General features: G+C 68.1%; 10 protein-coding genes and 2 pseudogenes. 5 read left to right on the top strand and 7 right to left on the bottom strand.

Translation table 11 applies throughout. The features are described 5' to 3' along the window. Positions 1-648 precede the first annotated feature (648 nt). From ACWGI2_RS39620 to ACWGI2_RS39640, 5 genes are all read right to left on the bottom strand, one after another. A complete protein-coding gene (locus tag ACWGI2_RS39620) occupies positions 649-1875 on the bottom strand; it encodes a hypothetical protein (RefSeq protein WP_453700800.1) in 1227 nt (408 codons plus the stop codon). Continuing rightward, positions 1869-2654 (bottom strand): AAA family ATPase, encoded by a 786-nt coding sequence (locus tag ACWGI2_RS39625; RefSeq protein ID WP_453700802.1) that lies wholly within the window; start codon positions 2652-2654, stop codon positions 1869-1871. Before ACWGI2_RS39625 ends, ACWGI2_RS39620 begins: the two co-directional genes overlap by 7 nt. Before the next feature lie 3 nt (positions 2655-2657). Beyond that, the gene (locus ACWGI2_RS39630; RefSeq protein WP_453700927.1) at positions 2658-4229 is read right to left on the bottom strand and encodes a Mu transposase C-terminal domain-containing protein; all 1572 of its coding nucleotides are present in this window, start codon (positions 4227-4229) and stop codon (positions 2658-2660) included. Between the two features lie 566 nt (positions 4230-4795). After that, positions 4796-5329, bottom strand: a complete 534-nt coding sequence (locus ACWGI2_RS39635) for a hypothetical protein (protein ID WP_453700804.1) — start codon at positions 5327-5329, stop codon at positions 4796-4798. Positions 5330-5383: 54 nt separating this feature from the next. Next, complete coding sequence (locus ACWGI2_RS39640; RefSeq protein ID WP_453700806.1) at positions 5384-7633, bottom strand: MMPL family transporter; 2250 nt, start codon at positions 7631-7633, stop codon at positions 5384-5386. A 176-nt stretch (positions 7634-7809) separates the two neighbouring features. On the opposite strand from ACWGI2_RS39640, the gene ACWGI2_RS39645 reads away from it, so the two are divergent. Next, positions 7810-8982, top strand: a complete 1173-nt coding sequence (locus ACWGI2_RS39645; RefSeq protein WP_453700808.1) for a sensor histidine kinase — start codon at positions 7810-7812, stop codon at positions 8980-8982. After that, on the top strand, positions 8957-9619 hold the full coding sequence (locus ACWGI2_RS39650) for a response regulator transcription factor (RefSeq protein WP_356749419.1): 663 nt from the start codon (positions 8957-8959) through the stop codon (positions 9617-9619). Before ACWGI2_RS39645 ends, ACWGI2_RS39650 begins: the two co-directional genes overlap by 26 nt. Before the next feature lie 642 nt (positions 9620-10261). Here the strand turns inward: ACWGI2_RS39650 and ACWGI2_RS39655 are convergent. Then, positions 10262-10549, bottom strand: coding sequence for a DUF6355 family natural product biosynthesis protein (locus ACWGI2_RS39655; protein ID WP_453700809.1), 288 nt, complete (start codon positions 10547-10549; stop codon positions 10262-10264). Between the two features lie 128 nt (positions 10550-10677). Here ACWGI2_RS39655 and ACWGI2_RS39660 point away from each other — a divergent pair. Next, positions 10678-10951 (top strand): annotated as a pseudogene (locus ACWGI2_RS39660) (IS110 family transposase); the annotation flags it as partial. Positions 10952-11145: 194 nt separating this feature from the next. On the opposite strand, the gene ACWGI2_RS39665 reads toward ACWGI2_RS39660, so the two are convergent. After that, positions 11146-11679 (bottom strand): hypothetical protein, encoded by a 534-nt coding sequence (locus ACWGI2_RS39665; RefSeq protein ID WP_453700810.1) that lies wholly within the window; start codon positions 11677-11679, stop codon positions 11146-11148. Between the two features lie 233 nt (positions 11680-11912). Between ACWGI2_RS39665 and ACWGI2_RS39670 the strand changes: the two are divergent. Continuing rightward, positions 11913-12228: pseudogene (locus ACWGI2_RS39670) on the top strand (helix-turn-helix domain-containing protein); the annotation flags it as partial. A gap of 176 nt (positions 12229-12404) precedes the next feature. Beyond that, on the top strand, positions 12405-13928 hold the full coding sequence (locus tag ACWGI2_RS39675; protein WP_453700928.1) for an ISL3 family transposase: 1524 nt from the start codon (positions 12405-12407) through the stop codon (positions 13926-13928). Positions 13929-13950 lie beyond the last annotated feature (22 nt).

A 13950-nucleotide genomic window follows, 5' to 3' on the forward strand; every position in this document is an offset into this window, starting at 1 on the left:
CGCGATAGAGCTCCGTCTGGTGGGCTCGTAGTTGTGTATAAGCTACAGAGCGGGTACCGCAGCGCTGCGCGCTGCGCAAGCGAACACCCTCGCTGCGCGAGGGTGTTGCGCTCCCGCTCCGCGGGAGCGCTGGCGGGACGCTGCGCGTCCCGCTCAACTAGGTTGCTGTGCAACCTAGTTGATGCTCCGTCCGCTACGCTCCCGGAGCCTGCGGGGACTGTGCCCCCGTGGTAGCTTCCGCTGCGCTCCAGCTACCCGTGAAGCTCCGCGTCACCAGGCGCGCCACGCTCCGCGCGGCCCACCTAACGGGCCTGACGGCCCGGCAGTAAGGAGTGATCCTCCCAATGGTTGTGGAGTAGCGGGGTTGGGTTTTGCTTCAAAATACATCGCGGATTGAGTCTGGAACGGATGAGTCACCCCGATCCGTCGCCCGATGATCGAAGTGTCTGCACTGTGCTGTCATCAAAATCCGTCACGCCATGACACCGGGAATCAGCGCATCAGGACGTCATCGATCCTGCTCAACTACGGTGACACCGCATGACTTCCGCGGTGACATCGAAGTGCAGATGCCACAACGACTGCTTGAAAGATCAGCGCCAAGCTCAACACCTGTGATCCGTGCCGTACATGGTGACAGCCTGGTTCTCAGCGCGGAGGTTGAAGGGAGCGCAGGCCGTAGTCCGGTGGCAACCACCCCTTCTTCCGCCTGGCGATGGTCAGGCGGGTGTGGGGAGGCGGGTGCGGGCACCCTTCCATCAGATCGGGGCCCGTGGCCCAGGGGTAGGCATAGTGCGCGGGGCACACTGGCCAGACTGTGTTGTGAGCCGGCTTCGGACGGGGCGTTGTCCGGCGTCGGCTGCGGTGATGCCGCTTGGCGCGGGGCGGCTGGGGTGGGCGCAGCTTGCAGCTCTCAGCGAAGGCTGTCAGGCGTGGTAGGCCGATACTCCCCAGAGGATTACTGAAGAGAGGGCCGTCCGTGCCGGCCTGGATACGCCACACGAACGCCGCGGCCATCAGGAGCGGGCGGGCCCAGGGTGGGACGTGGTGGGTCATGCAGCCTTGCCGGAGTCCGTGGTCGTGAAGCGTGATGGCCGTGGCGTCCGGGGCCAGGTCGTGGACGTGTGCGGTATCGAGCTGGGTGGTGGAGGCCGCGGTGAACGTCGCCGTGGCGAGCTTTGCCGCCAAGTACGGGTGAGCGGTGGCACGGTGGAGACGGAAGGCGACCTCTGCTTCAGTGGCCAGCGGCATCAAGGGCGGAAAGAAGTCCCGGTCCGCTGCCATGGGCGCAGAGCAGCGGCACGGGCCGGCTTCGCTGTCGTAGGCGACGAGCGTGGTCAGGGCCGGCAGGTTGATCCAGCGGTGCGCCAGCGGACGGTACACAGCGGAAGGCTCATCGTCCTCGGTCGGCTGCTCCACGGGCGGGAGGAGAGCTGTCGCATCGGCCGCATCATGGCGGACCCCGGCCAGGACGCGCTCCAGGGGGACGGGCAGGTGGGACCGGTGACAGACCAGGGTCAGGCGAAGACCCGTGCGTTGGCGCAGCTCCAGCAGGGCGCGCAGGCGGTAGGGGGTCAGGAAGTGAGCGCGCAGCAGCATCAGATGGGTGGTGCGGGTCGCGAGGACCCAGGCGGCGGCGATCGTCCAGGCCGGCCCTGTGTCGAAGTGGCGGTACCCGGTCAGGGGCACGGGTTTCCCCAGAGCCGCGAGGACGTCGTACGCCAGCGTGAGCGTGGAGTCGGTGCCCGGCGTGGGATGGACCGTGAGCCAGCCAGCTGCGGGAGCGTGGGCCGCAAGCGCCGCGCGGGTGTGCACCAGGTCGTCGCCCGGGTCCAGGACCACGGTGACCGGCGGTGGATCGGGGCAGATCAGCACCGCTGCCCCCGATGGCTGAGCTTGCTGTAGACCCAGCGCAGGATGTCCTCGTCCACCGCCCCGCGCCCGGTTTCCTCAATCCCGGTCAGGAGCTGGTGAGTGATCTTCGCCCAGGCGCGGAAATTCCCATGCGCCGCCTCACCGTCGCACAGGGCGATCAGGTCCGGCCCGGCCTCGGCCCACAGCGGGTGGAAGGCCGGGATGACCGCCTGGACCTCAGTCAGCGGCATGCGGGGGATCTCCTGCCAGATGTAGACCCTCGACTCCAGCATCGGCTCGCTCTGCAGCGTCTCGAAGCACCCGTCGCCGCCCGTGAAGACGATCGTCAGGTCGATATCGGGGTCGTCCCACAGATAGCGCAGATACTCGAAACAGTGCTTGGACAGCCACTGCGCCTCGTCACACACCAGCAGCCGCGGCTCTTGCAGAGCAGCCCGCAACACGCGGTCGAACTCAATGGGCTGAGATGGCGGACGGCCCGGCAGCCCCAGGGCGTAGAACAGCTCATGGCGCAAGCCGCGAGTGGTAGGCCGAGCCTGAAAACGGATGCGGCGCGTCACCGTGGGAGCCAACTCGCGCAGGGAGGCGTTGACCGCCAGAGATTTACCGTGGCCGGTAGCGCCGTAGATGCAGATCATCGCCTGGGCCGTGATCGCCGCGCGGATGTTCTCCCGTACCTCGAGCAAGACCTTGGTGGCCACGACCTGAGCGTCCTTCAGCCGCATGAAGTGGTCATCGCGCTCTCGCGGCAGCAGACCCCGGTGCCCGGCGGCGGCCACCGCTCAGCCCTCCTCATTCGGCGCGCTCGGTGCCCGGTGTGTGACGTCGCCAGAGCGCTCCACGGGGCGCGCCCACCCGGCCGGGGGCTCACGAGGCGGGACCAGGTCCGGCAACGCCCGCGCCGCCAGGCCAGGACCGTAGCCCTCAACCAGGTCCCGCTCGGCCTCCAAGACCGTCAATGCTCCCAGCCTCTGCGGCGTTTCCGCCTCGGTGACCGCCGCGTAGCGCGAACGCGTGTGCCGGGAGGCAGCGGCCAGTGCACGCGCCAGACGGCGCTTCTCGGCGTCCTTACTGCGACGGTGAGCCTTGCGCTGCGCAGGTGTGGCCGCATCCGCAAGATGCGCCGAGCCCAGATGCCCACCGCTGACGGCGTCGAACACCTCGATCACGTGGTTATGGTGAGGGATGTAGCGGATACGTACCTTCGTGCCCGCATCCGCCTGCCCATGCATCCACTCCCCCACGTAATACCGGTTCTGCCAGCGCACACCGCTGGCCGTGAGAGTGCGCAGACGTCCGTCATCGGCGAGCGTGTACCGGCACAGCAAGCCAGGCTCCACATCCTCGATCGGTGTGGGATCGGCCCGCCACGCCCCCAACGGCGTGAGACCCCCGAGCGCCTGGCTGGTGTGCCCGGTATTCCACCACCCCACCCACTCCAGCAGCAGCGCCACGAACTCAGCGAACGGCAACGGCGCCGCCTCATCGGCCTCCCGACTACGAGCACCAGGACGCAGCCGGGTCGAAGGGGCGTGGATGTAGCGGGGCAGCGAGGCGAAGAACATCTTCTGAGCACACCGGTTCAGGTTCTCGATCGACCCCTTCAAGTCCGGCCGGTACGGCGGCAGCGACTGCACCGGGACAGCGAAATGGCCCAGAGCATCGGCAACAGTATGAGAGAGGAAATCAGCGCCGCGATCGATACGCACCAGCGAGGGCAGCCCGCCCATCGGCCCGCATGGGCCGGCGGACTCCTCGTCACGCAAGAGCGCGATCCGCAGAGCAGCCAGGATCGCATCCCTGGACGGCTGGTGCGGCGTGACCGCCGCACCCAAAATCGCCTCCGTGGCGCAGTCGATGAACCACGTCACCCACGGGAACACCAACTCCCCGTCCAGCAGCACCTCGACCGGGACATGCTTGTGATCCGCCTCCCAGCAGGCATTCCGCCACTGACGCGGACGCCGTAGATGCACATCATGACGGCGCCTAGCACGCTCCCCACCCACAAGAGCCGCACGCTGCCCCGCGTTCAGATCCCGACGGATCGCCCGATGCAGCGTCGCCAACGACGGCACGACAGGCGCACCCCTGCCCTCCTCACGGGCCCGCTCGCCCTCAGCCGTCAACTCCCGATGCAACGCAGCCGCGTTCCCACACCACCCCGCAAGCCGCGCATGCAGCTCAGGCGTAATCCGAAACCGCCCCCGCACAACAGGCACCACACGCCCATCACGACCGGCCTCAACCCACCGCCACACCGTCCGCAACGACACCCCCGCCGAGGAAGCAGCCAGCCGCACATGCTCCGTAGTCAGCTCCCCACGACCATCCAACACCAGCAGACGACCCACCACCTGCTCACGCCCCAACACCCGGGACACCACCGGCCCAGACACCGAGCCACGGAAATCACCGACATCACTCCGGTCCGCGTATCCCATACCGCGCCCCCAGCATGCGACCACAACGCGCCACACCCCACAGTCCGCCAACCAGCAAACAGAACAGGGAACTTCACCAAACCAGAAAGAAGGATCACCGCCCGGCGTACACTCACCCACCGCTCAGGAATCTGCACCACGCCGACAAGCAAAACGTCACCACGACGACACCATGATCACGTCACCCCGACGACACCAACACCCACATCAGCCCAAGCCAGACCCACACCCCACCCACCAGCCCCCACACACAGACCAGTGACACCCCAACGCAGATTCGCACAGGGGTAGGCATAGTGCGCGGGGCACACTGGCCAGACTGTGTTGTGAGCCGGCTTCGGACGGGGCGTTGTCCGGCGTCGGCTGCGGTGATGCCGCTTGGCGCGGGGCGGCGTGGGAGTAGGTGTCGCCGAGCTTCATGCGCTCGCTCTGGTCGGTGGAGCCGTACTGGCCCCCATACGTCTTGCCGCCGACGGTCAGGGAAGTGAGCTGGCTGTGGTCCGACCAGGTCTCGCCGTGCTGGTGCCCTTCGGGGTCGGGGCTGCGGCGGTCTCGTGGCCCTCCTTGTCGTAGGACCAGTTGGTGGCCGAGCCGTTCTTCGCGGTGATCTGCTGGGCGTCGTTGATCGTGTAGGTGGTGCCGCGGGGGCAACCCTTCTCGGTGCCCTGGCTGGTGAGGTTCCCGGCCAGGTCGTAGCAGTACTGCCAGGACTCGTTCATGGTGGAGCCCTTGTTTTCCGCGGCGTAGGAGAAGCGGCCCGCGCCGTCGTAGCTGTAGCTGGTCTTCAGCCCGGTCACGGCGTCGGTGCTGGTGCGGATCTTGTCGCCGTCGGTCGCGGCACCAGTGCCATAGCCGTAGGAGTAGGCGAGGTCGACCAGGGTGCCCTTGGGGGAGGCTGCCTTGATCTTCTCGGGACGGCTGGACTTGTCGACGTCGACCTTCTGCACGGTGCCACCGGGGTACGCGGTTTCGGTGCGGACGTCGTTGTTGTTGTACTTGTACGACGTCACCCGGCCCTGCGGGTCCCCTGAGGTGCCGGACGCCAAGGGCGGGCAGGAGTTGAGTCAACGGTCAACCAGCCGTGGACGCGGGGCCTCACCCGTGGATTCCGCGTCGGTGCCGGCCGGGCCGCGGGGAAGCATCCGGTCCAGCCACTTCGGCAGCCACCAGTTGGTCCGGCCGAGGAGTGTCATGGTCGCCGGGACCAGCACCATGCGTACGACCGTGGCGTCGATGAAGATCGCGGTGGCCAGGCCGAGCCCGAACATTTTGGTGGAGGGGTCCTCGGCGACGGCGAAGGACAGGAAGACCGCCACCATGATGAGGGCGGCCGAGGTGATGATCCGGGCGGTGCCCGAGACGCCCTCAACGATCGCCGTGCCGTTGTCGCCGGTGCGCAGGTACTCCTCGCGTACGCGGGAGAGGAGGAACACCTCGTAGTCCATCGACAGGCCGAACAGGATGGCGAAGAGGAACGCCGGGATGAACGACACGATCGGAACCGTCGCTTCCAGCCCGATGAGTGCGCCTCCCCAGCCCCACTGGAAGACCGCGACCATGATGCCGTAGGCCGCGCCGATGCTCAGCAGATTCAGCAGTACCGCCTTGAGCGGTACGAGTATCGAGCGGAAGACCAGCATCAGCAGCAGGAACGACATCGCCAGCACGGCGGCAACGATCACCGGCAGGCGTTGGCTGGTGCGTTGGCCCACATCGGACAGGCTCGCGGCGGCGCCGCCGACGTGGGCCCTGGCCGGGCCATGCCCGATCGCCGTGGGCAGCACGTCGGTGCGCAGCCGGGCGATGATGTCGGCCGTGGCCTTGTCCTGAGGGCTGGTGGTCGGGAACACCACGAGGGTCGCGATGCCGGTGGCCCGATCGATGTGTGTCGGCGCGACGGATGCGATGCCCGGATCCGCCGCGACCGCCCCGACGAGTCGGTCCAGCACTCCCGGATCACCGGTGGGGTCCGCGGCGATGACGAGGGGACCGTTGGTGCCCGGGCCGAACCCCTCGGCGACGAGGTCGTAGGCCCGGCGCTCGGTACGGCTGTGGGGCAGTGAGCCGTCGTCGGGCAGGCCGAGCACCGGCAGCGTCGCGGTCAGCAGCAGCCCCGCCGCGCCGACCGCGTACGGCACCGGGTGCCGGCTGACATGCCCGATCCAGCGACGCCACCCGGCGGCGCGGGCGGTGCCTGCCGCCGGGTCCCGCCGCCGTGCGAGTCGGCCCGGCTTCCTGGTCTGCAGAGCCCGGCCGATCCGGCCCGCCCGGGCCAGGCGTGGGCCGGCGGCGCCGAGGAAGGCCGGCAGCAGCGTCACCGACGCGACCACCATGGTCAGAACGACGATCGAGACGGCAAGCCCGCCCACCGTCATGAACGGTACGTTCGCGACCGCCAGGCCGAGGATCGATACGACGACGATGCCGCCGGCGAAGACCACCGGCCGCCCCGCCGTGGCCACCGCTCGTCCGGCCGCCTCGTGCGGATCGAGCCCGCGCGCGAGGTACTCCCGGTGCCTGGCGAGCACGAACAGCGCGTAGTCGATGCCCACTCCGAGCCCGATCATGCTGCCCAGGACCGGTGCGAAGGTGGGGACGTCCGTGACCCCCGCCAGTACCGTCATCGTGGCGACCCCGACGGTCAGTCCGAAGACCGCCATGCCGATCGGAAGCGCGGCGGCGACGAGCGAACCGAACGCCAGGAACAGGATCGCGGCCGCGGCGAGGAGGCCGATCAACTCGCTCGCGCCGCCGTCGGGATCGGAGAAGGCGTAGAAGAGGCTCCCGCCCATCTCGATGCGCAGGGGCAGTTCGGCGCGCAGCCGGTCGCCAAGATCGACGAGGGCGTCGAGGTCTTCGGCCGACAGCCGGCTCTGGTCGGGGTACTGCACCCGGACGACCGCGATCCGCCCGTCGGCCGAGACGAGGCCGCCGCGCACGGCGGTGTCCCCGCCTGCGTCGAGTGCCCCCGCCGGGTCGCTCGTGCCGAGCACGTGCGGCAGCCCGTTCACCTCGGTCTGCAGCCGCGTGAGAGCGGTGCGCGCGCTGTCGTGGTCGAAGAACGTCGCAGCGCCGTCGAGGGGGGTGACGACCACTTGGGCGGTCATCCCCTCCTGGCTGGTGCCGGCGCGCTCGATCAGTTCCGCGGCCTGCTGGGAGTCCAGTCCGGGAGCGGTCATCGAATCCGCATTCCGCCCGCCGAAGGCGACGGCGGCGAGGACGGCGAGCGTGGCGGCGACCAGCCATGCCGCGATCACCCGCCAGGGATGGCGGGCGGCGCTTGCGCCCAAGCGCAACAGGGCTTTCGAGAGCATCGGATCCTCCAACCACCTCGTCGGCCGTCCTTGTACGACCGCCGATGCGTAAGGCTCGTCGCCACGGCGCTCCGCGGCATCGGCTCGCGGGCCGCGGATCCGTCGGCCCCAAGTCGGAGTGCGTCCCCGTCCTTTCGGCCGATGCGCGGCACGGCGCGGTCCCTACGCTGAGAACCGTGCTGCGAGACGACCTGCGAACCCTGTGGACCGAACCCCGGCCGCCCGACGCGCCCGCCCGGGTGCGGCGGGACTGGGCGCTGCTCGCCGCGGGCCTGGGCGGTGTGGTGCTGGAGGCCACCCTGCGCGAGAACGTCGAGTGGCGGCCGGTGGCGGTGGTGTTCGCCGTATGGCTGTGCCTGCTGCTCCTGTGGCGCCGGACGCGCCCGCTGGCGATGGTGACGATGGCGTTCGGCTCGGTGCTCCTGCTTCCGGTGGCCTCGCTCGTCGCCGCATCGCGCGAGCCCGTCGGCCTGGACACCGGCGCGGTCGTGCTGGTGCTGGTGTACGCGCTGCCCCGGTGGGGATCGGGACGCGAGATCGTGCTGGGCGGCGCGGTGATCGTCACGGTCGGCGCACTGTGTGTCGTCACGTACGACACCCCGGTCGTCGAAAAGGTCGTGGGCTTCGTCTTCCTGCTGCTGCCCGGCGTGGTCGGGGCTGCCGTGCGGTTCCGGGTGACCGCTCGCGAGCGGCAGTTGGAGCAGGTGCGCTCCCGCGAGCGCGAGCAGCTCGCCCGGGAACTGCACGACACGGTGGCCCACCACGTGTCGGCCATGGTGATCACCGCCCAGGCGGGCCGGGTGGTCGCGGGCACCGACCCGTCCGCCGCCGTCGAGGCGCTGGAGGGGATCGAGGAGGAAGGGGCGCGCACGCTGGAGGAAATGCGCGCCATGGTCGCCGCGCTGCGCGACCGCGGGGTCGGCGCCGAGCTGGCGCCCCCTGCCGGAGTCGCGGATCTGGAGCGCCTGGTGCGCACCCCGGGTGGTCGCCTCAGGGTCGACCTGGGGCTCGACGGCGAACTGGACGCGCTGCCCCCGGCCGTGGACGCAGCCGTCTACCGGATCGTGCAGGAGTCGGTGACCAACGCGCTGCGCCATGCGGTCGACGCGACCGAGCTCGTCGTCCGGGTCGCCGCGGAACGGCACACGGTACGGCTGAGCGTGCGCGACAACGGCCGGCGCACCGGCCAGGGTCACGACGGATACGGACTTACCGGACTGCGCGAGCGCGCGACCCTGCTCGGCGGCACACTACGAGCCGGCCCGGGTACCGACCGGGGCTGGCATGTCGAAGCCGAACTGCCGAGAGCGAGGAGCGAGAGCGGTGTCCATTCGCGTCCTCGTCGCTGACGACCAGACGATCATCCGCACCGGGTTGCGGATCATGCTGAACGCCCAGCCCGGCATCGAGGTGGTCGGCGAGGCCGCCGACGGGCGCGAAGCGGTACGGCTGGCCCGCGAACTACGCCCCGACGTCTGCCTGTTCGACATCCGCATGCCCGTACTCGACGGGCTCGAGGCCACCCGGCTGGTCGCCGGCCCGGGCGTCGCCGACCCGCTGGTCGTGGTCGTCATCACCACGTTCGACCTCGACGAGTACGTCTACGGCTCACTACGTGCGGGCGCCCGCGGATTCCTCCTCAAGGACACGGGACCGGACCTTCTGGCGCAGGCCGTACGGTCGGCGTCCGACGGTGAGGCGCTCATCGCGCCCAGCGTCACCGTCCGTCTGCTCCAGGCATTCGCGGACCTGCCCGCCGGCCGGCCCGCGGCCCAGCCGGTCTCCCCCGTCACCGCCCGCGAGGAGCAGGTGCTCCTCGCCGTCGCCCGCGGGCTGACCAACACCGAGATCGCCGATGCACTACACATCAGCCTCAGCACGGTGAAGACGCATCTGGCCAGCCTGATGGCCAAACTCGGCGCCCGCAACCGGGTCGAGATCGCGATGTGGGCCTACGAAACGCGCCGTATCCTCCCCGGAACCTGAGCCGGGTGCCGGGCCATGTCCCATGAGTCCCCGCCCGGACATCAGTGCACCGGTCGACTCACGTCGGCTCCACGTGCCTCACCCGCCCCAGAGCGTGACGTACCAGGAAGCCGGAACTGGGACGGTGAGACACCCGATACGACAAAACTCCCGACAGCTACCTCGCCAGTCTCCACCTGCACGCCTCGATGATCTGGATCAAAGACCTCACCAGGACCACCCGATGATGACGACTCGATACGCGCCCTAGTGGCTGTGATCGAGGTATTCGAAGTACACGCCACTGAGGAGCCCGACTCACCGCCGATCCTGTGGCCGGGAGCGGGCCGACCGATGCCCTTGTTCCGCCCGGGTTCAAGCCCTCGGCCTGAGAGGCAACACCTCCATGCTCGGACTCCCAGGAACCCGGCAAGCTGCGTCCCAGAACAGTCAGCATCCCAACCCATCAGTGGCACGCGCTCCAAGGAACCGAAATCCTGGATCATCTCCCGCCTGCGGTCTCACACGCTTTTGGTCAGTTCGCTGCCCCTATCCGGCTGGACGGAAATGCAACTCCTCAACACACCTGAAGTCACGGGGAAATTTCGGTGCGGCCCGCCCGCAGGAGCGACGGGCCGCACCGAAATATGAGGGCAGTCCCGGTCAGCAGGTACGCCCGATGTACCAGGCGCCATCCACGTCGGCGGCTTCATCGATCCAGGTGACGCCCGGTTCTACACACTTGATCGTGTTGGGGGCTGTCGTTGGACGGTCTCGTTGATCAAAGTGCACACCACCGCCCGCCTGAAACCGCGCCGAAGTGGAGGACACCGTCAACCGGGCGGCTGGCCCTGCCGGGCGAAGTGCGCGCCGCGCGCCCTGGTTCCACCAGCGCACCCCCACCACTTCCGCGCACTGCCCCCGAGGCAAGCCCCTCCCCCCCCCGCCCACAGAGGGCAGGGCTCTTACAGGCGCGGAACGGCTCTGTTCGGGTCGCGGGCACCAATGTGGTGGAGCACCGGCCGGCGCGGTAGGCCCTCCGGGAGGTCAGCGAGTGCCGCCACAGCGCGCGAGCATCACCGGTGCCTCGTGACTCCGGAAGGATCAGCGGAGACCTTCGGCGCCCGCGGAGATACAACCGGCGCCTCCAACGGGTCTTCTACCCCTCGGCGTTATTACGGCATCCGGCACTGCGAGGACTCCCGCCGGTTCTACGACCGCAAACGCGCAGAGGGCAAGCTCCACATCCAAGCCGTGCTCGCTCTGGCCCGCCGCCGCGTCAACGTCCTCTGGACTCTCCTGCGCGACGGCCGACGCTATGAGGCCGCACCTCCCGCTGCTCTCGCGGCTTGACAGACGGCATTAGGAATCAGTCAGCGTTGCTGTTGAACGAGGTGACGTTGCAAGTCGATGTGCCGGAATTGGTACACCGGCCCGACCTGCCGTAGCACGCCGCGATGCTCGTGCGCGTCCTGGAGGAATGCCATCAGGTCCCACGGGACCTGATGGCGCAGCGTCAGGTAAGCCCTCATTGCTTTCTGCCATCGTCACAGTGTGGAACGCCACCGGCGTTCATTTCGGGGATGCGTAGGGTCACGTAGAGCTGAGACCTCCGGTCGGAAGTGGGTGATGAGATCTTCGCGGAGAAGACGAGAGAAAGAGCGGCGAAGATCGAGGTCGTGTTCACTGAGATCCACTCCGAGACGGAGCTTTCTCACATAACCGGCTTTGAGGCGGTACTCCTGTGGGTTGTAGGTGGTGGTTAACCAGCGGTATAGGTCATCCGACGCGAGCAGCAAGAGGCGCCGGTAAGCGTCATCCCTTGCCTTGACCAGCGCCTTTAGCTCGCCAAGGTCCCTCCCCGGCCATCCGACTTCCTCGGTGAATACGATCCAGTCGAGCCAGTAAGTCACGGCTAGCAGAAATCCTTCGAGGGCGGCCAGTTTGCGATCTTCTGCCTTCTCAACCAAATTGGCGCGTAACCTCATAGTCTCGACACGCCTGGTCGCCAGCGAGGCTACGAGCGCGCCCAGCAGCGCAGCGCTGGCACCGGCCAGGGCCGCCATCACGGAGGCGTTCATTCCGTCACCCGTCTCTGAATGTGGGTTGCAGTCCGGGAGAGCCACGGCATGTCGTGAAGATAAGACGCATAGCGAGGGCAGGGAATGGCCACGGGTTACTGAGCCTCTTCCAAACTGACGGCTGCGACCGCATGTTGGACGGTTCTACGCAACGATGAAGCTCCTGGTAGACGGGTTCTCGACCAAGATCACCCGCGCCGCCAGGAGCTTCTGCGCTTGTCTACCCGTCGTCCATAGATCCGTCCAGCCGCACCCTGCGGTATCTCGCTGAGCAACTCGTTGTCCGACGACGGGAGGTCGGTACCCGGTGGCGGCGGCTTACGGCTGGGCGGCAGGCCCTGCTGGTACTGGCCCACTTGCGGTGCGGCGACACATACGCCCAACTCGCCACCGGGTTCGGCATCGGGATCGCGACGGTCTACCGCTACATCCGCGAGGCCGTCGAAGTCCTGGACACGCTCGCACCGACGTTAGACGAAGCGATGGCGACGGAACGGACGAAGGCGTTCGTCATTCCTGGACGGCACCTTGCTCCCGATCGACCGGATTGTCGGCGTACACCAGAATGTGCACAGGTCGGTACAGCTATAAGGGGTCTGTCGCTGATCTTGTGATGGTGTCGGTCTGAGCTGGGCATCAACTGTGTGTGCAGTTCAGAGGGGTTGGGGCAGGTGCTGCCCCAACTTTCAGGTGTGGTGGTCGAGTCGGTCCGAGTGGGTACGTACGTGGTCACGTTTCGTACGCGGTGTCGTACGCCCCGAGTCAGATGCCCGCGCTGCGGGATGCCGTCTCGGCGGGTGCACGGCCGGTACGTGCGGCGAGTGTCCGACGCGCCGGCCAGCGGTGTGCCGGTCGTGATCGAGATTTCCGTGCGTCGTTTCAAATGCGGCTCAACCTGGTGCCCGGCCGTCACTTTCGTCGAGCAGATCCCAGGGTTGACCAGCCCGCATGCCCGGTACACGCCAGTGCTTCGCGCGCTGCTGGCGCGGGTTGCCGAGGCCCTGGCGGGCAGGCCCGGCGCCCGATTAGCGGTCAAGCTGGGCATGCCGGTTGCCAAGGACACCCTGCTCCGGATGCTACGGGCCGTTCCGTTGCCAGCGACCGGAGGGGTGCGGGTGCTGGGCGTCGATGAATTCGCGCTGCTCAAACGGCATACCTACGCGACGCTGCTGGTGGACCTCGAAGCTCGACAGCCAATCGACGTGCTGCCCGGCCGCCAGGCCGAGCCGGTTGCTCGGTGGCTCGCCGGCCATCCCGAAGTGGAGATCGTCTGCCGTGACCGGGCCTCCGCCTACTCGGAGGCCGCGAGGCGGGCGGCGCCCCAGGCCGTTCAGGTCGCCGACGTGTGGCACGTCTGGCACAACCTCGCCCAGGCCGTGGAGAAGTGCGTGACCAGACACTACGCATGCCTTCGTCTGCCTGGTCGAGATGAGGGAACGGAACCGGTAGGCGAGCTGGTCCCGCCGATGCCGGACGGCATGCTCGACTCCCGCGGTCGGCCCCGCCGCATCGTTCCGACGATGCTCAAGCGGCACGCCTCCGTGCAGCAACTCCGCGCAGAAGGACGGTCATTACGCGGTATCAGCCGCGAGTTGCATCTCGACTACTACGCGGTCCGCCGCTACGCCCGCACGCCGGACGTCCGCCAGCTCCTGGTCAAGGTCACTCAACGCCGAACCAAGCTCGACGACTACAAACCCTATCTCTACCAGCGGTTCACCGAGGGCTGCCGCAACGCCTCCCAGCTCTTCCGCGAGGTGCGCGACCAGGGCTTCAGCGGCGATCGCAGCACCGTCAACGCCTACATCCGTCAGCTCAAGCTCGGCACCATCCCACCGCCGACTCCATGGACACCGCCCAAGCCCCGCAGGGCCCTTCGTTGGATCATGACCAACCCAGAATTCCTTGGCGTGGGCGACCTACAGGGACTCAAGGAAATCCGAGCCCTCTGCCCCGAGCTGGACGCCACGGTCCGGCACGTCCGCCCCTTCGCGACGCTCATGCACGAGCGGGACGGGGCTGGCCTGCCAGCCTGGATCGACCAAGTCCGCGGCGACGACCTGCCCCACCTCCATCAGTTCGCCGACGGTCTCGAACGCGACCACGACGCGGTCATGGCCGGGCTCTCCAGCCCATGGAGCTCCGGCCAGGTCGAAGGCCAGGTCACCAGAGCCAAACTCCTCAAGCGGGCTGGCTACGGCAGAGCCAACCTCGACCTCCTACGCATCAGAATTCTCCTGAGAACCTGACCCGACACCATCACAAGATCAG

This window comes from Streptomyces sp. NPDC054866, assembly GCF_053610745.1.

Excerpts from the sequence above, each read along its gene's own strand:
- ACWGI2_RS39640 (WP_453700806.1), bottom strand. The coding sequence starts at position 7,633 with ATGCTCTCGAAAGCCCTGTTGCGCTTGGGCGCAAGCGCCGCCCGCCAT.
- ACWGI2_RS39665 (WP_453700810.1), bottom strand. The coding sequence starts at position 11,679 with ATGAACGCCTCCGTGATGGCGGCCCTGGCCGGTGCCAGCGCTGCGCTG.